The organism is Catenulispora subtropica, from assembly GCF_039531675.1.
GTDB lineage: Bacteria > Actinomycetota > Actinomycetes > Streptomycetales > Catenulisporaceae > Catenulispora > Catenulispora subtropica.
Genome location: NZ_BAAAQM010000002.1, coordinates 221012 through 243754, shown reverse-complemented (window position 1 = coordinate 243754; position 22743 = coordinate 221012). Strand labels below are relative to the sequence as shown.

The window sequence follows — 22743 nt, the reverse complement described above, 5'->3', positions numbered from 1 at the left end:
GCTGCCTAGCGAACCGCAGCGAGCGGCCCGAACACCTCGTCCAGCGGCGTCGGCGTGAGCCCGAACCGCTGCTGGATCCGGCTGGAGTCCACCAGGAAGGGCTGGTGCGACATGTGGGCGGTCTCCTCGAACTCGGCCCAGATCGGCGCGGTCAGCGTCAGCAGGGCGATGTCCCGGTCGGTCAGCGTCTCCAGGCGGGGCGCGGGCGCGCCTGCGACCTTCGCCAGGACCGTGGCCGCCTCGCGCACGGTGGCGTTGGTGGCCGGGGCGTGCCAGGCCCGGCCGAAGGCGGCTTCGTCCCGGGCGACGGCGACGAGGGCGCGGGCCGCGTCCTCGATCGCGGTGTAGCCGGTCGCGGTGTCGAGCGCGGCGGGCGTCAGGGCGAGCAGCCCGGCGAGCACGTTGGGCGCGACGGTCAGGGTGAAGGAGGACACGGCACCCGTGCCGAGGAACTGTCCCGCGCGCACCTCGGTCGCGCGCACCCGGCCGGCTTCGTGGGCCGCCGCCGCCTCCTGCCACATCTGGGCCCTGACACGGCCCTTCGGGCCGGTGGCGAGCAGCGGGAGATCTTCGGTGACGGGGCCGTCGACGGGACCGTAGCCATAGAGGTTGCCGAGCATCACGTAGCGCGCCTGGCTGCGCTCCGCGGCGGCGAGGATCGCCCGGAACAGCGGCGGGACGGCCTGCGGCCAGGTGTTATACGCGGGCATCGCGCAGTTGACCACCGTCGCGGCGCCTCGGCTGAGCGCGGCCAGGGCGTCGGCGTCGGTGGCGTCCAGGGCGACCGGTTCGATCAGGTCGTGGCCCGCCGAGGCGCCGCGGCGGCTGACCAGGCGCACGCGGTCTCCTTCCTCGGCGAGGAGGCGGGCAGTGGCCAGCGCGGTGGCACCGGCGCCGACGATGACGTGGAACGGCATGGTTCTTCTCCGGAAGGTCGAGGCGGGAAGCGCTCTGGGAACACGCGAGGGCGTGGGGGCGCTGGTCCCACTGTGGCCGTGACGTCCGGTCCCGCAGCAGTACCACGGCAGCCAAGTACCCGGAGGATCCGGCCATGTCCGAGCCCTTGCATCAGGTCGTGTTCGTCGTGGTGCCGCCGGTGATGGCGCACGATCTGTCGATGGCGCAGGCCGTGCTCGGCGAGGCCGGAAGCGACGGGCGGCCCGCGTATCGGCTGCGGGTGACGACGCCGGAGCCCGGGCTGGTCGAGACCGTCGCGGGAGGCGAGCTCGTGATTCACGACGGCCTGGGGCTCGTTGAAGAGGCTGACACCGTCTTCGTGATCGGTGGGGGTGCTCAGCCGCGCGTCGACGAAGGGCTCTCCGCTGCGTTGCGCGCGGCCGCGGCGACCGGGCGGCGGATCGTGGGGTCCTGCACGGGCGTCTTCGTGCTCGCACGGGCGGGGGTGCTCGACGGCCGTCGCGCCACGACGCACTGGCACGTGGTCGAGCGCCTCGCTCGGGAGTACCCGCGCATCAAGGTCGAGCGCGAGGCGTTGTACGTCGAGGACGGGGCGGTGCTCACCTCGGCCGGTGCCGCCGCCGTCATCGAGCTGTGCCTGCACCTGATCCGGACCGACCACGGCGCCGCCGCGGCGGCGGTGGCCGGGAGCCGCGCTGTGGCGGCGCCGGCGAGGCCCGCGGACCAGCCGCAGCCCGTGGTGCCGCGACGGCCCTCGCCGAGCGGGGAGCGGTCGCTGGCCGCCACGAGGGCGTGGGCGCAGTCCCGGCTGGACGCCCCGCTCGGCCTCGCGGACCTGGCCGCGCACGCGAAGGTCAGCGAACGTACTCTCACCCGCCGCTTCCACGCCGAGACCGGACTCAGCCCTCTGCGATGGCTGCTGCATCAGCGCATCGACCTGGCCCGGCAGCTCCTGGAGACCACGGATCTGACCATGGACGGCATCGCCCATCGCAGCGGCCTCGGCAGCCCGGACTCGCTGCGCCGCCACTTCGTGGCGCGCCTCGGGATCACGCCGAGCGGCTACCGGACGGAGTGGCAGCCGCGACGCGCCGCGGCCCGCGAACCCCGTCAGCGCGCGGCCGCGCCCTGAAGCAGGGAGTCCACGAGGTTCGGGACGAAGTTCTCCGGAAGCGGCTCCCGCAGGTACTCGGTCTTCATGGTCAGCACGACCGGACCGGCCAGCATCCGCACGGTGAGCTCGATGTCCAGGTCGGCGCGCAACTCGCCGGCGGCGATGCCGTGCCGCAGGATCGCGCGCATCTGGTCGCGCCGCGGCTCGATCGCCACCTGCTGGTAGCGCCGGACCAGCTCGGGGTTGGTCATGGCGGTGGCCATCACCGAGGCGAACACCAGCCCCGCGCGGTCGGAGTGCATCAGGTCGGCCATGTTCTCCAGGTACTCGACCAGGAGGTTCCGGGTGGGCTCGCCGTCGGTCAGGTCCGGGGTCGGGCACTCGGTCCACAATGTGGTGACCGCGTCGACGACCAGGGCTTCCTTGTTCTGCCAGCGGCGGTAGACGGTGGCCTTGCCGACGCCGGCACTCGCCGCGACCTGCTCCATGGACAGCGAGCGATAGGGCACGCCCTGGCCGAGGAGTTCGAGGACGGCGTCGAGGATCGCGCGTTCGGCGGCCTCGCTGCGGGGGCGGCCGGGGCGACGGCGGCGGTCGCGCTGGTCCTTCGCGGGTTGCGGCTCGCGGGCGTCGCGCGTGTCACAGGCGTCACGGACGTCACGGGTGTCGCGGGCATCGCGGGCGTCGTCGGCGACGGTCCCCGGATGTCGGCCGTTCTGCGGGTGGTCGGCATGCGTCGTCGTCATAGCGCTCCATCATCTCCTCGTCGCGGCCGTCGCGCGGGTAGCGGCGCCCCGATCCTCGGCCGCCGTCGGCCGGGCGCCCCGCCGCGGTGTGCGGACGGGGCCTCCCGGCGGGGCGGCCGAGGCGTCGTCAGGCCGCCGCTAGGCCACCCCCGCGGCCTCAGTGGCCTCCGCGGCGCTCGGGCCGCCCTGGACGGCCTGGGCCGCCGACGCGCCGGCCGGGCGGCGCGGCAGCCAGGCCAGGGCGATGAGCGCGGCCAGGAAGGCCACGGCCGCCGAGACCACCACGGTCACGTGCATCGCGTGGATGAACGCGGCGTCGGCCTGGGGGTAGAACTTCTGCAGGACCGTCAGGTGCTGCCCGGCGCCCTTGGTCGCCTGGATCGAGCCGTCGACGTTGTGCAGCGCGCTCGGGTCCTTGACCACGGTGCCCAGCGGCTTCTCCATCTTGCTCCGGTAGGCGGTGGTGAGCAGCGTGCCGAGCACCGCGACGCCGAGCGCGCCGCCGACCTGCCGGACGGTGTTGCTCACCGAGGAGCCGACGCCGGCCTTCTCCCGGGGCAGCGAGGTCATGATCGCCGTGGTCGCCGGCGGCATCACGTTCGCCATGCCCATGCCCTGCAGGAAGAAGATCACGATCAGCAGCGCCGAGGACGAGGTCTGGTTCACGAACTGGTACATGAGGAAGGTCACGGCGATGACGAGCATGCCGAACGTCGACACCGCCCGCGCCCCGAACCGCTGCACCAGCTTGGCCGACATCGGCGAGAAGATCAGCTGCGCCAGGGCGAACGGCGTCATGTACAGACCGGCCTTCAGCGGGCTGAACTCCAGCACCGACTGCAGGTAGAAGGACAGGAAGAACAGCACGCCCATCATGGCGAAGAAGGACATCGCGACCAGGATGATCGAGGCCGAGAACGGCCGCGAGCTCTTGAACAGGCGGACGTCCAGCGCCGGGTGGTCGGTGCGCAGCTCCCACCAGACGAACGCCGCGCACAGCGCCACGCCGCCGACCAGCGAGCCCCAGATCTGCGGGTTGCCCCAGCCGACGTCGGCACCGCGGATGATGCCGTAGACGAAGACCACGATGCCGGCCATGGACAGCACCACGCCCACCGGGTCCAGCCTGCCCGGCTTCGGGTTCTTGGAGTCCGGCACCAGCAGCGCCATCGCGATCAGGGCCACGATGATGATCGGCACGTTGATCAGGAACACCGAGCCCCACCAGAAGTGGTCCAGCAGCAGGCCGCCCAGCACCGGGCCGATGGCCACGGCCAGGCCCACGCCGCCGGCCCACATGCCGATCGCCTTGGGCTGCTCCTTGGGCTCGAAGACGTTGGCGATGATCGCCAGCGTGGCCGGCATGATCGCCGCGCCGAAGAAGCCCATCAGCGCCCGGGTGGCGATGAGCTGTCCCGGGCTGCCGGCGTAGGCGCAGAGCACCGACGCGATCCCGAACCCGATCATGCCGGTCATCAGGATCCTCTTGCGGCCGAAGCGGTCGCCGACGATGCCGAAGGTGAACAGCAGCCCGGCGAAGACCAGCGTGTAGGAGTTGATGGCCCACTCGAGATCGGACTGCGAGGCTCCCAGGCCCGGCGCCACCGGGTCGTTCTTCGAGTTCGAGATGATCTTCAGGGCGACGTTCAGGATCGTGTTGTCCAGCACGACCACGAGCAGGCTGAAGATGAGCACCCCGAGGATGGCCCATCTGCGGCGGTGGATGACCTCGCGTTCCATGTTCCCCTCTTCCCCTCTTCCCCCACCTCCCCGGCGGGGACGCGCAACGATACGGAACGGGACCGTATCGTTATCTGACGCGAGCGTACGCCTGAGGGATACGAGACGCAAGCGTTTCGGATTATGGGTGGCGACCGTGACCGGGCATTAGTGCCCCGCGCCGGAAATCCGGTGCCCGATGGCCGCGCAGCGGTCAAGGCACCGGCGCCGCCAGGGTCGTTTCTGGAGTCGATCTCCGCAGCGGATTTCCGGTGCGGAACACTAGCGGTACGTGTCCGCCGAGCCGCCGGAGAGCTGGTCGATGAAGGCCGTGAGCCGGTCGCGGAAGCCCCGGCGGGCACCGCGACCGCCGCGGCCGTCGAGCTCGCCCGCGGTCGCGGCGAGCAGATGCTGAGCGGCGTCGAAGCCGGGGACGACACCGTTCTCCGGGACCAGCAGCGCGTCGTGGGACAGCGAGAGCAGCTCGCCCGACGTTTCTTCGCCCTCTGCGACGGTCAGGATGGCCGCCCCTCGGCGCCGGGCGTCGTCCACGCGCTCCAGCAGCGGCACGCCCGGATCGTCCGGGGCTACCACCAGGACCGCCTCGCCCCGGCGGGCCTCCACGAGCCGGTTCAGCGGGACCGCGAGGTGCGGTGGCGCGCCGTCGGGGACCCGGTGGCGGATCAGAGTCGGCGCCAGCTGCGGCAGACCCGACAGACCGGCCTCGGTGTCGAGGTGCGCGGCCAAGTGCCAGGGCTCCTCCTCCGGTGTGCCGACCAGGAGGAGGCCGCCGGGAGTGCGCGGGGCGCGTCGCAGGCTGCGGGCGAAACCGCGGCACTCGCCGAACCAGGCGGTGCCGTCCAGGAGTTCGCGGAGAAGGTCCGTCTGCGCCGAGTCCATAGTCGAATACTGCCGGTCCGGGTGGCTTTGAAACACCCGGACGGCCGTATCAGTACTCAGTGATAGCTGTGGGACTCGTCCGGGTACGTGCCGTGGACGACGTCGCTGGCGAAGGCGCGGGCCGCGTCGCCGAGGACGGCGCGCAGGTCGGCGTACTGCTTGACGAACTTGGGGACGCCGCCGGGGGTGAGGCCGGCCATGTCGGTCCAGACCAGGACCTGGGCGTCGGTGCCGGCGCCGGCGCCGATGCCGACGGTGGGGATGTCGATCTCCGCCGAGACCCGGGCGGCCAGTTCGGCCGGGACCAGCTCCAGGACGATGGCGAACGCGCCGGCGTGCTGGAGGGCCTTGGCGTCGGAGATCAGCTTCTCGGCCTCCTCGTCGCCGCGGCCGGCTATGCGGTAGCCGCCGAGGACGTTGACGGACTGCGGGGTGAGGCCGATGTGCGCCATGACCGGTACTCCGGCCTGGACCAGGGCGTCGACCTGGGGCAGGACCCGGCGGCCGCCTTCGAGCTTGACCGCGCCGCAGCCGGCTTCCTTCATGAAGCGGGCGGCGGTGTCCAGGGCCTGGGAGGGCGAGGACTGGTAGGACCCGAAGGGGAGGTCGCCGATCACCATGGCGCGCTTGGTGCCGCGGACCACGGCCGCGGAGAGCATGACCAGCTGGTCGACGGTGACGGGGACGGTGTTCTCGTAGCCGAGATGGTTGTTGCCGGCCGAGTCGCCGACGAGCAGGACGGGGATCCCGGCCTCGTCGAAGACGCCGGCGGTGAGGGCGTCGTAGGCGGTGAGCATCGCCCACTTCTCGCCCTCGCGCTTGGCCTTGGCCAGGTCCCGGACGGTGACGCGGCGTCCCGTTCCGGTCCCGCCGTAGAGCGAGAGCTTGGGCTCGGTGGGCTGTGCTGGTGTGGACCCCTGCGTGACGCTGGCTTCAGCGGACATGCTGGTTTCTCCTCATTGAGACGACTCGAGGCGCCGAACGGCGTACCCGGACGGGGCTGATCGTCTCACGCCCAGGATCCCTTGTTAAGACCCCGCGTGCACTCGCGCCCCGCGCGGTCCCGCGCCTCGTCCGCCTCACGCGTGACTCTGCTCACACGACAGCGAAAGTCGTTTGCGGGGCGTGGGCCGCGGTTCGGACAATCGCCCGCGTGAACTCACAACCTGCGGCGCCTGGCGACGCGTCGCAGCAGGGCTCCTCCACGAAGCCCCGTCGCCGGTGGCGCGACCTGAGCGTCGACGTCACCCCGCTGAAAGTCTCCCGGGACTACCGGCTGCTCACCTACTCCTCGGTGATCTCCGGGTTCGGGTCGTTCCTGACCTATGTCGCGGTCCCCTTCCAGATCAAGGAACTCACCGGCTCCGCGCTCGCGGTCGGACTGCTCGGCGCCACCGAACTGGTGCCGCTGGTGGTCTGCGGGCTGTGGGGCGGCGCCCTGGCCGACGCCATGGACCGGCGCAGACTCGTGGTGGTCACCGAGGCGGCCGCCGCGCTGCTGGCGGTACTGCTGCTGGTCAACGCCCTGCTACCGCATCCGGCGCTGTGGCCGGTCTACGTGCTGACCGCGGCCTTCGCGGCGGTGAACGGACTGCAGCGGCCGTCGCGGGAGGCGATCGTCCCGCGCGTGGTGCCGCCGGACCTGATCCTGCCCGCCGGGGCGCTGCAATGGCTGCTCGGATCGTTCACGCAGATCGCCGGGCCCGCGGTGGGCGGCGTGCTGGTGGCGACGACCGGGCCGACGGTCGCGTACGCGGCGGACGCGGTGACGTTCGTCGTGTCGTGCGCGTTCCTGGTCCGGCTCAAACCGTCGCCGCGGGGTGAGGACGCCGAGGACGCCAGCCTGCGCGGGATCATCGCGGGCTGGAAGTACGCCCGCAGCCGGCAGGAGCTGATCGGGACGTACGTGGTGGACATCGCGGCGATGACGTTCGCGATGCCGACCGCGCTGTTCCCCTTCCTGGCCGACCGGCTGCACGCGTCGTGGTCGCTGGGGCTGCTGTACGCGGCGCCCGCGGTGGGCTCGGCCCTGGTGTCGTTCACCAGCGGCTGGACGAAACACGTGCACCGGCACGGCCTGGCCGTGATCTGGGCGGCCGGGGCCTGGGGCGCGGCGATCGCGCTGGTGGCGGCGACGCTGAACGTGGGCGTGGTGCTGGCCTGCCTGGCGGCGGCCGGCGCGGCCGACGCGGTGAGCGGCGTGTTCCGGATGTCGATCTGGAACCAGACCATCCCCGACGCGCTGCGCGGCCGCCTGGCCGGGATCGAGATGCTGTCGTTCTCGACCGGCCCGATCCTGGGCCAGGTGCGCGCCGGATCGATGGCGGCCTGGCGCGGCCCGGTGTTCTCGGTCGGCTTCGGCGGCCTGGCCTGCGTCGGCGCGGTGCTGGGCCTGGCGGCGTGCCTGCCGGGCTTCCGGCGGTACGACACCAGGACCGATGTCCATGCGCTGGCCGTGCGCGAGGAGCGGATGGCGGCGCACGCGGGAGCCTCCCTATGATCTGTGCTCGCGGGGGCTGGACGGCCAGGAGCGGTTAAGGGGTTTGACATGGTGGGCGGGGACGGCAGCGGCGGCTATGAGGGCTGGGGGGTGCCGGGCGCGGCGCAGGGAGGTCCGGCGCCTGCGGGCGGCGGGCCGCTGCCGGGCTTCGGGGAGGCCGGCCCGGGAGGGCCGCCGGCCGACGGCCGTCCGATGACGTCGTTCCCGCCCGCCGAGACGGGTTTCTTCCCACCGAACCAGCCGGGCGAGCCGCAGCGGTCGGCCGCCGGATTCCAGGCGCCGCCGGCTCGTGAGCCCGAGCCGCAGATGCTGGTCGGGCCTCCGCCTGTGGCGGGCTCGGGCGGCCCGGGCGGCCCGGGCGGCCCAGGCGGCCCAGGCGGCCCGGACAAGCGTCGCAGGGCCCTGCTCATCGGAGCGTCGGCGGTCGCGGTCGTCGGCGTCACGGTCGGCGTCGTCGCCTTCGCCGGCGGCGGCGGCGACGGCAAGAAGCAGCCGGTCGCGGAGTCCTCCTCCCCCGGCGCCACGTCGGCTGCCTCCTCCCAGGCGCCGGCCAGCAGCGGCGGCCCGGTCGACAACAGCGCACCCGGCAGCCCCGCCAACCGTGACGGCCAGAACGTGCCGGGTGCGCCCGCCTCGTCGGCCGGGAGCACCGCGCCGCCCGCGTCCGGGGCGAAGCCGTCGTCCACCGGTTCCAAGACCTCGGCTCCCTCGTCGGGCCACACCACCGGCGCCCCGGCGCCGGCCACCACCGCGCCGGTCCTCCCGCCGAACGCGGACGTGCTGCACTGGAGGCTCGGCGAGGCCGGCGGGACCACGGCGGCGGACACCTCCGGGCGCGGCCTGACCGGGACCGCCGCGGGAGCCGCGACCTTCGCGCCGGGGCAGCACGGCGGGTCGGTCTTCTTCAACGGGCCCGCGAACCAGATCAAGGGCGGCGAGGTCGCGACCAAGAGCCCCGTGATCGACACCACGAAGAGTTTCACGGTCTCGATGTGGATCGACCAGACCGGCCTCACCACCCCCACGAAGTACGCGGCCGCGTTCAGCCAGGACGGCGCGCAGAACTTCGCGTTCACGTTCAGCTACTCGACCGACGCCAAGACCTGGTCGTTCGTCCGGGCCGACAGCGACGCCACCACCCCGACCAGCATCGGCGTCGGGGCCAAGACGCCGGTGCCGCTGAACTCGTGGCACCAGCTGACCGGGGTGTACGACGCCCCGGCCGGGACGATCGCGTTCTACGTCGACGGGGTGCCGCAGGGCACGGCGAAGGCCGGATCGGCGCCGTACGCCGCCACAGGGCCGTTCGCCATCGGCCGCAGCTGGTACCAGAAGTACCCGTCGAACCCCTTCAACGGCTACATCTCGGACGTGCGGGTGTACAGCCGGGCGTTGAGCGCCGCCGAGGTCAAGGGACTGTAGGCGGCGCCAGACGGGCCGGCTCCCCGGCACGGGGCTCGGCCGGCCACCGGTCGTCGGTACCGGCCCGGCTCCCGGTGGCGGCTACCCCTCGCCGCCGGGGCCCTCGTCGGCCGCGCGCCAGGCCTCGTTGCGCTCCCGCACGCGGTCCAGGGCGTGCTGGGCGTCCTCCGGCGTCCCGTACGGCCCGAGCCGGTCCTTCGCGGCGCACGCGGCCGCGGGTTCGACCGTGCCATGCTTCACGCAGTAGTACCAGCTGTCATCACCCGCAGGCTCGCCCTTCCTGGTCCAGCGCATCGCTGCCTCCCTGGCTCCACCGGGTGCCTAGACTGTCTGACTATGGCGACACTCGTACCCGGAACCGTCTCTCCCACTCTGCCCGTCCCGGCGGGGATCAAGCGACCGGAGTACGTGGGGCGCAAGGGTCCCAAGCCGTACACCGGCGGCGAGGTGCAGGACGCCGAGACGATCGAGCGGATGCGGGTCGCGGGCCGGATCGCGGCCGACGCGCTGGTGGCGGCCGGGGCCGCGGCCAAACCCGGCGTCACCACCGACGAGCTGGACCGGATCGGCCACGAGTACCTCCTCGACCACGGCGCCTACCCCTCCACGCTGGGCTACAAGGGCTACCCGAAGTCGATGTGCACGTCGATCAACGAGGTGATCTGCCACGGCATCCCGGACAGCACGGTGCTGCGGGACGGCGACATCGTGAACATCGACATCACCGCCTACATCGGCGGCGTCCACGGCGACACCAACGCCACCTTCGAGGTCGGCACCGTCGACGAGGAGTCGCACCTGCTGGTCGAGCGCACCCGGGAGAGCCTGGACCGCGCCATGAAGGCGGTCCGCCCGGGGCGCCAGATCAACGTCATCGGCCGCGTCATCGAGAGCTACGCCAAGCGCTTCGGCTACGGCGTCGTCCGCGACTTCACCGGCCACGGCATCAGCACCTCCTTCCACACCGGCCTGGTCATCCCCCACTACGACGACCCGCGCTCCACCCTGGTGATGCAGCCGGGCATGACCTTCACCATCGAGCCGATGCTGACGCTGGGCACCATCGACTACGACATGTGGCCCGACCGGTGGACCGCGGTGACGCGGGACCGGAAGCGGACGGCGCAGTTCGAGCACACGATGGTGGTGACGAACGACGGGGTGGAGGTGCTGACGCTGCCGAGCGCGGCGTCCTGACCGGGAAGGCCGACCGATGAAGGCCGTGGTGTTCTACGAGTCCGCCGACGACGTGGCCGCGAAGGCGCCCGAACACTTCGCCGCGCACGTGGCCGCGTACCAGCCGTACGTCGAGCGTGGCGAGCTGCTGATGATCGGCACCTTCGCCGACCCTCAGGAGGACGGCTCGATGGCGGTCTTCACGACGCGTGAGGCCGCCGAGGCGTTCGTGGCGCGAGATCCGTTCGTCCTCCACGGGGTCGTTCGGAGCTACCGGATCCTGGACTGGCGGGAAGCGCTCGCCGGGTAGGACGGTCCTAGCCGGAAAGTCTCCGGTCCAACGCGGCCAGATCCTCTTCCGTCAGACCGTTCTCCAGCAAGTAGTCCGGCATCCGCAGACCGGCGATCGTCGTCCTCAACGACGCCTCGATCGTCGTCCCGTGGCGCGCGAGCCGCTCGCCGACCGCCGTGATCTGGTCCCGCACGCCCATCGCGTCCCACACCGGCTTCATCCGCTCGAAGGTCAGCAGGTAGTCGGCGACGATCTCGTCCGGCTCCGCGCCGGCGAAGGCGAGCAGCGCCAGTGCCAGCAGGCCGGTGCGGTCCTTGCCGCTCGCGCAGTGGAACACGACGCCGCCCGGCGCCGCGTCGGCTATCAGCTTCACCGCCGCGGCGATCCGCTCCGGATGCTCGGCCAGCAGCGCCGGGAAGTACAGCGGCGTGGCCAGGTTGTCGATCGGCTGCCAGTGGTCGTGGAACGGTGTGCCGACCGGGTCGATCGGGACGCGCGCCGTGGCGATGCCCGGCGGTCGCGGTGAGCGGTCCGGGTCGTCGCGGTCCTCGTCCTCGGCCCTCAGGCTGAGGACGGTGCGCACGCCGTGGTCCCAGAGGGCCGCCCAGCCGGCCGCGGTCAGCGTCGACGGCGCCTCCATCCGCACCAGGGCGCCGGGGCGGACGCGGCCCAGGCCGCCGAGGTCACGGACGTTGACGCAGCCGTCCCAGACGAGGTCTCGTCGCAGGGGCATCGCGTCAGGCTAGGGCATCGGCTCTATCAAGGTCGTGCGAAGGATCGTGATGTGCTCGGCGGTGAGGCCGTGGGCCAGCAGGTAGGCCTCGATGGAGCCGTGGGCGGCGCGCATCCGCTGCAGGGCGCCCAGGATCAGCTCCGGCGGGCAGGCCAGGGCCTGGCCGTTGAGCCGCTGGCCGAGGCCGGTGGAGGCCTTGAGCTGCTCGACGGCGTGGGTGAACTCCTCGGCGAGGAAGGCGCTGGTGAGGTGGTAGTCCTCGGCGATCACCTCGTCGGTCACGCCGAGCAGCGAGAGCACCACGGCGACCACGACGCCGGTGCGGTCCTTGCCGGCGGAGCAGTGCACGAGGACCGGCTGCGCCTCGGCGGCGGCGACCTGGGCGACGGCGGCGGCCAGGGCGGGGCCGCACTTGTCGACCATGTGGTCGTAGACCGTCTTCAGATCCTCGGGGGCGGGGCCGAAGGAGTCGCCGGGCGAGCGGAAGACCGGCATCCGCAGCACGGCTATGCCGGTACCGTCCAGGGCGTCCGGGGACAGCCGCACTTCGAAGTCCTCACGCAGGTCCACCACGGTGCGCACGGAGAGCCCGGCGAGCAGCGCGCGGGCCTCGTCGTCGAGGCGGTGCAGGGCGTCGCCGCGCAGCAGCCGCATGGCCCGGACGGTGCCGCCTTCGGCGGGATAGCCGCCGACGTCGCGGACGTTGAAGGTGCCGCCCAGCGGGATGCGGCGGTCGGTGGCCGGGGCCGGGGTCCCCTCCGTCGGTGTGGTCACCGGCACACCGTACCCGCGCCACGGAGCACCCCGCCCGCACCCCCTGACGAAACATGGGTTGCCACCAGGTATCCTGACCCTTACCGCGTTAGGCCTTCGACGACGTCAGGGGGCTTGGGTGCCGAGGAGCTGGCGACCTGCCAAGTACCGGAAGCGCGAGTACGGCGCTTCCAGCGTTGCCGCGCGCGCGGACGGGATCCTGGACCCCCTCGAACGCTTCGTCGCCGCCGGTTTCGCCGTGGTCCCGGCCGCCGCCCCGCTCAACGGCAGCTGTAGTTGCGACCGCATCGGGTGCCCCACCCCCGCCGCGCATCCCCTGTCCCGCGCCTGGCAGGTGGAGGCGAGCACGGACCTGGCCCAGCTCGGCCGATGGCGCAGCCGCCACCCGGAGGCGAACTACGTCACACCGACCGGTAAGACCCACTCGGTCCTCGACGTGCCGGACCAAGCCGGCGCCGACGCCCTCCAGCGCATCCTGGTCACCGGCACCGCCCCCGGCCCGGTCGCGGAGGCCGACGGGCGGTACCTGTTCTTCGCGGCGCCTCGCACGAACCCTGACACGGACGCGGACACGGACGAGGACGAGTGGTGGTCCAGCTCCCTGGACTGCCGCCCCGAGACGCTCGAGGACCATCCGGGCCTGCGGTGGCACGATCGCGGCAGCTATGTGTTCGTGCCGCCGTCGGTGAGCATGTCGGGGCGCACGGCGCGCTGGGTCTACTGGCCCGCGGACGGGACGCCGCTGCCGGACGCGGTGGTGGTGTTGGAAGTGCTGGCCGACGTGTTGGCGGAGTTCTCGACGCTCTGAGTCCGGGCTCACTCCCTCCGCACCCGAGGATCGATGACCCCGTACAGCAGGTCCACCACCAGGTTCGCCAGGATGATGAACGTCGCCGCGAACAGCACCACCGCGAAGACCACCGGCAGGTCGTTGTTGCCGATGCCGTCGATCGCCACCTTGCCGATGCCGTGGAGGTCGAAGCTGGACTCGGTGAGGACCGCGCCGACCCAGCCGCCGTAGAACCCGGCGAGCAGGCCGAGCACCAGGCCTAGCATCACCGAGACGGCGGTGGCCAGAGCGGCGATCAGCAGCGAGATCTGCGCGCCGTAGACGACCCGGCTGAAGACGTCGCGCTGCAACGACGAGTTCGGCTCCATGCCGAGCAGGTGCGCGCTGCTGATGCCGCCGAACCTGCCGTAGGGCGTGCCGAGGCTCGGGTCCACGAGGCCGTCGAAGGGCTGGTTCGGGTCGTAGCCGAAGAAGTGCACGATCACCGGCGCGAACACCGCCACCAGGATCAGCAGCAGCGCCACCACTCCTCCGGCCATGGCGACCTTGTCCTTGCGCAGGCGGCGCCAGGCGATCTGCCGGAGCGAGCGGCCCTCGACGGCGGTGGCGGTGGCCACGGCGCCACCGAAGTCCTGGACGGTACCGACGGTGCTGGCGTCTCCCTGCGATGCGGTCATGGCGACGGCCTCCCTGTCCAGGGAGGACGACGCTTATCAGGGCACGCCGAAAGAGCTGGACGCGAGGCTTTTCCGAACCGCGTTCATTTGAGAACCAAGCCGAGATTGCCCCGAGGCAGGACTTCTGTGATCGATATCCGTTATTGGCCCGGCCGCGCCGCCGACTGGATCGTTCCGACGACCTCGCCGAATCCGATGCGCGCGCCGTTCGGTCCCGGCGCGACGCCGCTGATGGCGACGGTGTCGCCGTCCACCAGGAAGGTGCGGGTGGAGCCGTCGGCGAGGTGCAGCGGCTCGGTGCCGTTCCAGGTGAGCTCGATCAGCGAGCCGCGCTGCTCCGGCAGCGGGCCGGAGACGGTTCCGGAGGCGTAGAAGTCGCCGGTGCGCAGGCTGGCGCCGTTCACGGTCATGTGCGCGAGCTGCTGCGCCGGGGTCCAGTACAGGCCGGCGAACGGCGGGCGGGAGACCGTGGTGCCGTTCAGTGTGACCTCCAGGGCGATGTCGTAGCCCCAGGTCTCGCCCTGGAGGTAGGGCAGCGGGACCGGGTCCTGATACGGCGGCGCGACGCGGGCGTCTTGTAGCGCGGCCAGCGGCACCACCCACGGGGAGACCGAGGTGGCGAACGACTTGCCGAGGAACGGGCCCAGCGGCACGTACTCCCAGGCCTGGATGTCCCGTGCGGACCAGTCGTTGACCAGGGTCACGCCGAAGACGTGGTCGGCGAACTCCTCGACCCGCACCGGGCGGCCCAGCGGCGAGGGCGTGCCGACCACGAATCCGACCTCGGCCTCGATGTCGAGGCGGACGCTGGGGCCGAAGCGGGGCTCCTCGTCGGTCGGGGCCTTGCGCTGGCCGGAGGGCCGGAGGATCGGGGTGCCGGAGGGCACGACCGTGCCGGAGCGGCCGTGGTAGCCGATCGGCAGGTGCTTCCAGTTCGGCATCAGGGCCTCGCCGTCCGGCCGGAAGATCCGGCCGAGGTTGGTGGCGTGGTCCTCGGAGGAGTAGAAGTCCACGTAGTCGGCGACCTGGAAGGGCAGGTACAGCACGACGTCCGCGAGCGGCACCAGGAGCGGCTCGACGGCGGAGCGGTGCCGGGTCTCGGTGAACAGCTCGGTGAGCCGTTCGCGCACCGCGGCCCAGGCCGGCGCGCCGAGCGCCATGAACGGGTTCAGGGTGCCGATGGCGAAGTACGCCGCCGGCTCCTCGATGGTGCCGTCCAGCAGCCCGTTCAGAGCCAGCGCGCCGAGGCTGACGACGGAGTCGCCGATCCGGGTGACCACGTGCGCCGGCCGCTCGCCGTGCGTCGCGACGCCGTAGGGCAGGTTCTCGACGGGGAAGCCGGACAGGGGCGGGATCGGGACCCAGGTGGCGGGCGAGGGCTGGTTCATGGCAGTCCTTTTGTGAGGCGTGGCGCGGTGCCTGGACGGATCAGTCGTTCAGCGAACCGGGCAGGAGACCCAGAGCCGTGAGATCGTCGATCGGCTCTTGGAAACTACAGGAGCCGAATCCGTGGAACAGATCACGGGTCCGCGCCGCGTCCTCGACCGTCAGCGCCTTGACGGCGTCCGCCAAGGCCGTGGCGTCGGTGACCGCCAGCACCTCCTGGACGTCCTCGATCTCCGCGCCGTCGCTCGCGCGCGCCGCGGCCAGCAGCACGTTGACGAACCCGTGATGGGTGAAGCCGGTCTCGGGGTCCGTGTGCCGGACCGCGTGGTGCAGGCCGGCGGTGCACTTCAGGCCGACCTCCAGGTCCGCGCAGCCGACCAGGAACTCGGCGACCGCCAGCGGGGTCGGGAAGGCCTCGGCGGTCAGGCCGCCGGTGCGCAGCTTGGCGTGCAGCAGCTCGCGGCCGGTGAGCGTGGGCAGCAGCGACCGCAGGTCGGCCGGCGCGATCTCGATGTAGGCCTCGACGCCGTAGGGCAACCGGTCCTCGAGGAGGTCCAGGCGCTCGGCGGGATGCCGGATCTCGGCGGTCTCCAGGATCAGCCGGTCGTCGCCGTCGACGGCTTCGAAGGCGGCCAGCAGGCCGTCCAGACCGGTGTCGGCGATCAGGCCCAGGCGCAGGTCCTCGTCCTCGTCCAGGAGCGGCCTGAGGTCGGGGAGCTTGGAGACCGGGCACAGGAAGCGGCCGAGCAGGCCGCTGTGGGCGGAGGCGTCCAGCACCAGGTGGGCCGGCACCGCCTCGGCGATGGGGGCGTCGCCGGGCGGGAACAGCGCGGCGTCGTCGATCAGCTCTGCCAGCAGGACGCCGAGGGCGCCGGGGTCGGCGGTTGACATGCCCGCCACGGTAGCCCATGGTCGAAGAGAGCGGACAGCGACGTCCGATTATCGAACACTTGAGGGGACGCGGCGATGCCTTTCTACCGCGCCGTGGGCGAGATCCCGCGCAAGCGCCACACCCAGTTCCGGCGCCCGGACGGGGCGCTGTACTCCGAAGAGCTGATGGGCGTCGAGGGTTTCTCGTCGGACTCGGCGCTGCTCTACCACCACGGGCTGCCGACGGCGATCGTCGACTCGGCGGAGTGGGAGCCGCCGGGGCCGATCGGCTCGGCGGTGGCGAACCGCCCGCTGAAGCCCCGGCACTTCCTGACGCACAAGCTGGACGGCGCCGGGCCCGGCGCCGGGGGGCGAGACGCGGTGACCGGGCGGCACCTGCTGCTGGGCAACGGGGACGTACGGCTGTCGTATGTGGCGGCCACGGAGACCTCGCCGCTGTACCGGAACGCCATAGGCGACGAGTGCGTGTACGTGGAGTCCGGGTCCGGCGTGGTGGAGACGTCGTTCGGCGCGCTGGAGGTCGGGCAGGGCGACTACGTCATACTGCCGACCTCGACGATCCACCGGTGGGTGCCGTCGGCCGCGTCGGCCGCGTCGGGTGAACCGCTGCGGCTGTTCGTGATCGAGGCAACCGGGCACATCGGCCCGCCGAAGCGCTACCTGTCGGCCAAGGGGCAGTTCCTGGAGTCGTCGCCGTACTGCGAGCGCGACCTGCGCGGGCCGTCCGAGCCGCTGACGGCCGAGGGCCAGGACGTGGAGGTGCTGGTCCGGCACCGCGCCGGCGGCACCAAGTTGACGTACGCCCACCACCCGTTCGACGTGGTCGGCTGGGACGGCTGCCTGTACCCGTACGCGTTCAACATCGCCGACTTCGAGCCGCTGACCGGCCGCGTGCACCAGCCGCCGCCGGTGCACCAGACCTTCGAGGGCCCGAACTTCGTGATCTGCTCGTTCGTGCCGCGCAAGGTGGACTACCACCCGCTGTCGATCCCGGTGCCCTACAACCACCACAACGTCGACTCCGACGAGGTGCTGTTCTACACCGGCGGCAACTACGAGGCGCGGCGCGGCTCGGGGATCGGCCAGGGCTCGATCTCGCTGCACCCCTCCGGCCTGACCCACGGCCCGCAGCCGGGCGCCGCGGAGCGCTCGATCGGGGCTGAGTTCTTCGACGAGCTCGCGGTCATGGTCGACACGTTCCGGCCGCTGGAGATCGGCGAGGGCGGCGTGGCGTGCGAGGACCCGGGGTACGCGTGGACGTGGTCGGGACGGCACGGCGCCTGAGCTCTTCGAACCGGCCCGGGTTCGGGTAGCGTCAGCGTGTGCTGAGAAGGACTCTGGTGGCGGCGGGCTGTGCGGCGGCGGCCCTTGCGCTGGGCGGCGCCGCGCCGGCCCTCGGCGTGTCGCGCAGCGCCGCGCGGGCGGCTGATCCGTGCCCTGACGCGCGGGCGGCGCTGTTGGCGTTCAACGCCTCGCGGGCGTGGACCGTCGCGGGCACGAAGGGCCTCGGCGTCACCATCGGGGTGATCGGGGCGCCGGACCGGGTCGCCGAGGCGGTGTGCGCGGCGCGGGCGCTGGCGCCGGAGGCGACGGTGCGGGGCGGGTCGGCGAGCGGGGCGATCGTCGTCGTCGCGGACCCGTCGGTGGATCCGGCCTCGGTCGCCGGGGACGCGCTGGTGGTGGCGGCCGCCGGGGACACCTCGGGGCCGATGCCGGCGAGGCCGCAGGGGATCGTGAACGTCGCCGCGGCCGACGCCTCCGGTGCGCCGTTGAGCACGTCCTCGTACGGGCCCGCGGTGACCATGGGGGCGTACGGGAACGACACCGCGACCGCTTCGGGGTACGTCGCCGCGCTGGCGGCGATCCTGCGCGCCGGGCACGGGAACTGGCCGGCGCGGCAGGTGGTGGCGCAGGAAGCGGGGTCCATCAACCCGGTGTCCGGGAATCCGCACACCGACCAGCTCGGCTTCGGGATCATCCAGCCGGTGCAGGCCGTGAGCCTGCCGCCGGTGGATCCGGCGACGCTGCCGGGGTTCGAGGCGATGTTCCCCGCCGACCAGCCGCCGCGGACCGCGCCGGCGAGTCCGCGCTCGCAGCCGGCGACGTCGGCGGCCTCCACCGGGGCGCCGAGTACGGAGACGGGGTCCGCGCCGTCGGCCTCGGCCACGCCGCAACTCACGCCGAGTTCCGCGCCGGCGGAGGGCCCGACCGACAGCGCGCAGCAGTGGCCCACCAATCCGTTGCCCACCGCGGGTCCCTCGAACGTGGGACAGGCGGCGGCGAGCAAAGGCAGCGGAGGCGGCGGTGTCAGTCCGGTGCTGTTCATCGGCTTGCTGGTTCTTGGGGGAGGTGGGGGCTACGTCCTGTGGCAGCGGAGGAGGCAACCGCAGGCGGCACCGGTGAAGCCGGAGTCGGAGTGGGAAGCGCCCACCGGTCCGCGGCATTCCGGATACAGCCCTCCGGACGAATGATCGTCCGCTAAGTTTGGTCCCACTGTGACGGACGACCAGGCTTTCCGCAGGCCCCGCGCTGATGAGCGTTTCCGGGGCGCGTTCTCCGTTCCGGCCGCGGACTCGTCCGATGACTCGCCCACCGAAGTGATCCCGCGGATCCCCGATCCGCCGGAGATCCCGGCCGGCGACGCGCCGACGGACGTCATCCCGAGGATCATGGACGAGCCCGAGCCCGAGCCGTCGCCGCGCGAGGCGCCCACCGAGGTGATTCCGCGCATCGTGGACACGCCGCGGCCCGCGCCGCCGATGCCGGATCCGGTGCCCGCTCCCGTGGCGGCTACGGCGCCGGCTCCCGTGGCGGATCTCATGCCCGCTGCCGTGGCGGCACCGGAGCGGGAGTCTTCCGGTGCCGCCAAGAGCACCCGGTCCTCGCAGCGCGCCGCCGCCCGCACCGACCGCAAAGTGCAGCGCAAACTGCGGATCCTGTCCGGCTTCGGCGAGGTCCTGATCAGCCTCGGCGCGGTCATGGCGCTCTACGTCGTCTACACGCTGTGGTGGACGAACGTCGAGGCGCACAAAGCGGCCTCCGCCGAGAGCAACAAGATCCAGCAGCAGTTCCAGCAGCAGCTGAGCCCGCAGGGCGGCAGCTCCACCGCTCCCCCGCCGACGGTGTTCCAGCCCAGCGAGGGCTTCGGGCTGATGACGATCCCGGCGATCGGGAAGACCGACATCCCGATCATGGAGGGCACCGACAAGGCGAAGGTGCTCGACAAGGGCGCCGTCGGGCACTACACGACGCCGAAGTCGGCGATGCCGTGGGACGCGACCGGGAACTTCGCGGTGGCCGCGCACCGGCGGACGTACGGGGAGCCGTTCCGGTACATCAACCAGCTCAAGGTCGGGGACCACGTGGTGGTGGAGACCTCGCACGGCTGGTTCGTGTACACCCTGGACAAGGAGCTGCCGCAGACCGACCCGAGCAACATCGGCACCATCGCGCCGGTGCCGAAGGGCGGGCCGTACACGAAGCCGGGGAAGTACATCACGCTGACCACGTGCACGCCGGAGTGGGCGTCGACGTACCGGCTCATCTGGTGGGGCCATCTGGAGCGTGTGGACCCGCTTTCCGGGCCGCCGCCGGCGGAGTTGAAGGATCCCGACCGACGGGGCTGAGCTGCCCGATTCGGGAAAACGCCAGAAGGCCCGTTACGATGGACCGAATCCAAGCGAACGCTGCGCGGGAACAGGTCACCTTACAGACCGGTCGGTAACCGGTCTGCTTCATGTGACGCAGAACGCAGTGGGTTCCGGGGCCTGCCATTTTCCGGAACGCCACTTCAGGCGCGGCTATCGCCCCACCTGGTCGTCCAACACCGGGACCAGGCCGCCTTAGTGACCGTTCTGTGCACCCGCTGCGGCGCATGCCATGCGCTCGTACGCCCCTGAGGACGTGTCCGCACCTCGAAGGGCTTTGTTGAGCCATGTCCACATTCATCCCCGATCACGATCTCGCGCGCGACGCGGTCGCCGAGCTCACTGAGCTCACTGAGAACGACTTCTCCGACACCGACTTCCCGGCTGCCGACTTCTCCGCGGCCGACTTCTCCGACGCCGACCCGGCCGATGCCGACTTCGCCGAGGAGATCTCCGGCGCCGAGGTGGCCGACGACACGTCGCTCGCCGGCGCCGAGCCGGTGGCGTTCACCGAGCTGGGCCTGCCCGAGGCGCTGGTGAAGAAGCTGGCCGAGAACGGGGTGCAGACCGCGTTCCCGATCCAGGCCGCGACCATCCCGGACGCGCTGGCCGGCCGGCATGTGCTGGGCAAGGCCCGCACCGGGTCCGGCAAGACGCTGGCCTTCGGCCTGGCGGCGCTGGCCAACCTGAACGGCAAGCGCGCCCGCAAGGGCAAGCCGCTGGCGCTGGTGCTGGTGCCGACCCGCGAGCTGGCCATGCAGGTCAGCGACGCCCTGCAGCCGTACGGGTACGCGCTGGGCGCCGACATCGCCGCGGTGTACGGCGGGGCGCCGATGTACAAGCAGGTCTTCGCGCTGCGCCGCGGCGTGGAGGTGCTGGTGGCCACGCCCGGCCGGCTCACCGACCTGATCGAGCAGGAGGAGTGCGACCTGTCGGAGGTGGCGATCGCCATCCTCGACGAGGCAGACCAGATGGCCGACATGGGCTTCATGCCGATCGTGTCGGAGCTGCTGTCCCAGACCGACCCGGCCGGGCAGCGGCTGCTGTTCTCGGCCACCCTGGACGGCGCGGTCGACGAGCTGGTGCGCCAGTACATGACCGACCCGGTGCTGCACTCGGTCACCCCGGACGGCGACGAGCCGGCCCGGATGGACCACCACCTGCTGATCGTGGAGCCCACCGACAAGGCGCTGATCACCGCCGAGATCGCGGCCCGCCACACCCCCGGCGACGACGCCCGCCGCACCATCCTGTTCGCCCGCACCAAGCTCGGCGCCGACCGCATCGCGGAGAAGATCCGCGAGCACGGCGTCTCGGCCCTGGCCCTGCACGGCGGCATGACCCAGCGGGCCCGCACCAAGACCCTCGCCGACTTCAAGGACGGCCGCGTCCCGGTCCTGGTCGCCACCGACGTCGCCGCCCGCGGCATCCACGTCGACGGCATCGACCTGGTCCTGCACGTCGACCCGGCCGGCGACCCGAAGGACTACCTGCACCGCGCCGGCCGCACCGCCCGCGCCGGCGAGAGCGGCACCGTGGTCACCCTGGTCCTGCCCAAGCAGCGCAAGAGCACCCTGCGCCTGCTGGACCAGGCCGGTGTCGACCCCGAGGTGACCAAGGTCGCCCCGAGCTCCGAGGAGCTCCGCGCCCTGACCGGCGGCCGCCCGGTGGCGGAGTACGTCGCCGAAGCGGACGCGTACCACGCCGCCCGCCGCGCCGCGCGCGAGGCCCGCATGGCCGAGGACGGCCGCGACGGCCACAGCCGCGGTCAGGGCCGCGACGGCTTCCGCCGCGACCGCGGGTTCGGCGACCGGGACCGCGGGTTCGGGAACCGGGACCGCGGGTTCGGAGGCGACCGGGGACGCGGTGGCTTCGGCGACCGGGACCGCGGTGGCTTCGGCGGCGAGCGCCGGCCGTTCGGCGACCGGGGCGACCGTGGAAGCTTCGGCGGCGAGCGTCGCTCGTTCGACCGGGACCGCAACGGCGGCGGCGAGCACCGCTCCTTCGACCGCGACCGCAACGGTTCGCAGGACCGCGGGTTCGGCGGCGAGCGTCGCTCGTTCGACCGCGACCGCAACGGCTCCGGTTCGCAGGACCGCGGGTTCGGCGGCGAGCGTCGCTCCTTCGACCGCGACCGCAACGGTTCGCAGGACCGCGGCTTCGGCGGCGAGCGTCGCTCCTTCGACCGCGACAGCGGCTTCGGCGGCGACCGTGGCGCCACCGGCGAGCGCCGCTCGTTCGGTGACCGTGGCGACCGTGGCGACCGTGGCGACCGTGGTGACCGTGGCGGCTTCGGCGGCGAGCGCCGGTCGTTCGACCGGGACCGCAACGGCGGCGGCGAGCGCCGGTCCTTCGACCGGGACCGCAACGGCTCCGGTTCGCAGGACCGCGGCTTCGGCGGCGAGCGTCGCAGCTTCGGCGACCGCGGTGACCGTGGCGACCGTGGCGACCGCGGCGGCTTCGGCAACGACCGCCGTCCCTTCGACCGCGACCGCAACGGCTCGCAGGACCGCGGTTTCGGCGGCGACCGCCGCGGCTTCGGCGACCGCGACCGCTCGCAGAGCCGCGGTTTCGGCGACCGCGACCGTGCGCAGAACCGCGACTTCGGCGACCGCGGCCAGAACCGCCGCTCGTCCGGCGACGGCTCCGGCGACCGCCGTCCGTACGGCGACCGCAACGGCTCGCAGGGCCGCGACTTCGGCAACGACCGCCGCTCCTTCGGCGACCGGAACCGCTCGCAGGGCAACCGCCCGGCCGGTTCCCAGAGCCGCGGCTTCGGTGACCGTCCGCAGGGCGGCGACCGCGACGGCCAGGGCCGCCCCCAGCGCACCGCCTTCGGGCGTCCGCGCGGCGGCTACAGCAACGACAGCCGCCCGCCGCGTGACCGCCGCTGGTAAGTCGTCGTAAGCCCGAAGGGGACCGCACAAAGGTGTGCGGTCCCCTTCGTCGTTCCCGGATCCTCCGTCGCGCCGCGGTTCCCTCCACCGCGCCGCCGTCTCCCCTGGAATGCCACAAGGGCCCCGCCCGAAGGCGGGACCCCTGCGACGTGTGACAGCGA

At 72.4% G+C, this 22743-nt stretch carries 21 protein-coding genes; 10 read left to right on the top strand and 11 right to left on the bottom strand.

The window, feature by feature from the left end:
* Positions 1 to 5: 5 nt before the first annotated feature.
* Positions 6 to 917 carry an NAD-dependent epimerase/dehydratase family protein gene (locus ABD466_RS03290; RefSeq protein WP_344655383.1) on the bottom strand — a complete coding sequence of 304 codons (912 nt, stop codon included), beginning with the start codon at positions 915 to 917 and terminating at the stop codon, positions 6 to 8.
* Between the two features lie 134 nt (positions 918 to 1051).
* On the opposite strand from ABD466_RS03290, the gene ABD466_RS03285 reads away from it, so the two are divergent.
* Positions 1052 to 2050, top strand: a complete 999-nt coding sequence (locus ABD466_RS03285) for a GlxA family transcriptional regulator (protein ID WP_344655382.1) — start codon at positions 1052 to 1054, stop codon at positions 2048 to 2050.
* Here ABD466_RS03285 and ABD466_RS03280 read toward each other — a convergent pair.
* The 4 genes from ABD466_RS03280 to panB all read right to left on the bottom strand — a co-directional run bounded on the left by ABD466_RS03280 (position 2029) and on the right by panB (position 6341).
* A complete protein-coding gene (locus tag ABD466_RS03280) occupies positions 2029 to 2778 on the bottom strand; it encodes a TetR/AcrR family transcriptional regulator (RefSeq protein ID WP_344655381.1) in 750 nt (249 codons plus the stop codon). The genes ABD466_RS03285 and ABD466_RS03280 overlap by 22 nt on opposite strands.
* Positions 2779 to 2916: 138 nt before the next feature.
* The gene (locus ABD466_RS03275; RefSeq protein WP_344655380.1) at positions 2917 to 4518 is read right to left on the bottom strand and encodes an MFS transporter; all 1602 of its coding nucleotides are present in this window, start codon (positions 4516 to 4518) and stop codon (positions 2917 to 2919) included.
* A 261-nt stretch (positions 4519 to 4779) separates the two neighbouring features.
* On the bottom strand, positions 4780 to 5397 hold the full coding sequence (locus tag ABD466_RS03270; RefSeq protein WP_344655379.1) for a hypothetical protein: 618 nt from the start codon (positions 5395 to 5397) through the stop codon (positions 4780 to 4782).
* Between the two features lie 56 nt (positions 5398 to 5453).
* Entirely contained in the window at positions 5454 to 6341 is an 888-nt protein-coding gene (gene panB / locus ABD466_RS03265; protein ID WP_344655378.1) for a 3-methyl-2-oxobutanoate hydroxymethyltransferase, read from the bottom strand.
* A 287-nt stretch (positions 6342 to 6628) separates the two neighbouring features.
* Between panB and ABD466_RS03260 the strand changes: the two genes are divergently transcribed.
* A complete protein-coding gene (locus ABD466_RS03260) occupies positions 6629 to 7897 on the top strand; it encodes an MFS transporter (RefSeq protein ID WP_344655466.1) in 1269 nt (422 codons plus the stop codon).
* A 48-nt stretch (positions 7898 to 7945) separates the two neighbouring features.
* Positions 7946 to 9319: a LamG domain-containing protein gene (locus ABD466_RS03255; protein ID WP_344655377.1), complete on the top strand. Its 1374-nt coding sequence runs from the start codon at positions 7946 to 7948 to the stop codon at positions 9317 to 9319.
* An 81-nt stretch (positions 9320 to 9400) separates the two neighbouring features.
* Here the strand turns inward: ABD466_RS03255 and ABD466_RS03250 are convergent, their stop codons facing one another.
* Positions 9401 to 9613: a hypothetical protein gene (locus tag ABD466_RS03250; RefSeq protein WP_344655376.1), complete on the bottom strand. Its 213-nt coding sequence runs from the start codon at positions 9611 to 9613 to the stop codon at positions 9401 to 9403.
* 42 nt (positions 9614 to 9655) lie between these two features.
* On the opposite strand from ABD466_RS03250, the gene map reads away from it, so the two are divergent.
* Together map and ABD466_RS03240 are read left to right on the top strand one after the other, a co-directional pair.
* The gene (gene map / locus ABD466_RS03245) at positions 9656 to 10516 is read left to right on the top strand and encodes a type I methionyl aminopeptidase (RefSeq protein ID WP_344655375.1); all 861 of its coding nucleotides are present in this window, start codon (positions 9656 to 9658) and stop codon (positions 10514 to 10516) included.
* Positions 10517 to 10532: 16 nt separating this feature from the next.
* Positions 10533 to 10805 carry a YciI family protein gene (locus ABD466_RS03240; protein WP_344655374.1) on the top strand — a complete coding sequence of 91 codons (273 nt, stop codon included), beginning with the start codon at positions 10533 to 10535 and terminating at the stop codon, positions 10803 to 10805.
* Between the two features lie 7 nt (positions 10806 to 10812).
* Here the strand turns inward: ABD466_RS03240 and ABD466_RS03235 are convergent, their stop codons facing one another.
* Positions 10813 to 11520, bottom strand: coding sequence for a tyrosine-protein phosphatase (locus tag ABD466_RS03235; RefSeq protein ID WP_344655373.1), 708 nt, complete (start codon positions 11518 to 11520; stop codon positions 10813 to 10815).
* A gap of 9 nt (positions 11521 to 11529) precedes the next feature.
* A complete protein-coding gene (locus tag ABD466_RS03230; RefSeq protein WP_344655372.1) occupies positions 11530 to 12294 on the bottom strand; it encodes a tyrosine-protein phosphatase in 765 nt (254 codons plus the stop codon).
* Positions 12295 to 12412: 118 nt separating this feature from the next.
* On the opposite strand from ABD466_RS03230, the gene ABD466_RS03225 reads away from it, so the two are divergent.
* The gene (locus ABD466_RS03225) at positions 12413 to 13102 is read left to right on the top strand and encodes a bifunctional DNA primase/polymerase (protein WP_344655371.1); all 690 of its coding nucleotides are present in this window, start codon (positions 12413 to 12415) and stop codon (positions 13100 to 13102) included.
* A gap of 8 nt (positions 13103 to 13110) precedes the next feature.
* Here the strand turns inward: ABD466_RS03225 and ABD466_RS03220 are convergent, their stop codons facing one another.
* The 3 genes from ABD466_RS03220 to ABD466_RS03210 all read right to left on the bottom strand — a co-directional run bounded on the left by ABD466_RS03220 (position 13111) and on the right by ABD466_RS03210 (position 16038).
* Positions 13111 to 13761: an ABC transporter permease subunit gene (locus ABD466_RS03220; protein WP_344655370.1), complete on the bottom strand. Its 651-nt coding sequence runs from the start codon at positions 13759 to 13761 to the stop codon at positions 13111 to 13113.
* Between the two features lie 140 nt (positions 13762 to 13901).
* A complete protein-coding gene (fahA, locus tag ABD466_RS03215; protein ID WP_344655369.1) occupies positions 13902 to 15149 on the bottom strand; it encodes a fumarylacetoacetase in 1248 nt (415 codons plus the stop codon).
* A 40-nt stretch (positions 15150 to 15189) separates the two neighbouring features.
* On the bottom strand, positions 15190 to 16038 hold the full coding sequence (locus tag ABD466_RS03210; RefSeq protein WP_344655368.1) for a hypothetical protein: 849 nt from the start codon (positions 16036 to 16038) through the stop codon (positions 15190 to 15192).
* Positions 16039 to 16113: 75 nt separating this feature from the next.
* Here ABD466_RS03210 and ABD466_RS03205 point away from each other — a divergent pair, with 75 nt between their 5' ends.
* The 4 genes from ABD466_RS03205 (at position 16114) to ABD466_RS03190 (ending at position 22582) form a co-directional block, all read left to right on the top strand.
* Complete coding sequence (locus tag ABD466_RS03205; protein WP_344655367.1) at positions 16114 to 17322, top strand: homogentisate 1,2-dioxygenase; 1209 nt, start codon at positions 16114 to 16116, stop codon at positions 17320 to 17322.
* A gap of 38 nt (positions 17323 to 17360) precedes the next feature.
* A complete protein-coding gene (locus ABD466_RS03200; protein WP_344655366.1) occupies positions 17361 to 18509 on the top strand; it encodes a hypothetical protein in 1149 nt (382 codons plus the stop codon).
* A gap of 24 nt (positions 18510 to 18533) precedes the next feature.
* Positions 18534 to 19664, top strand: a complete 1131-nt coding sequence (locus ABD466_RS03195) for a class E sortase (RefSeq protein ID WP_344655365.1) — start codon at positions 18534 to 18536, stop codon at positions 19662 to 19664.
* 308 nt (positions 19665 to 19972) lie between these two features.
* Positions 19973 to 22582 (top strand): DEAD/DEAH box helicase, encoded by a 2610-nt coding sequence (locus ABD466_RS03190; protein ID WP_344655364.1) that lies wholly within the window; start codon positions 19973 to 19975, stop codon positions 22580 to 22582.
* The last annotated feature ends 161 nt before the right edge of the window (positions 22583 to 22743 follow it).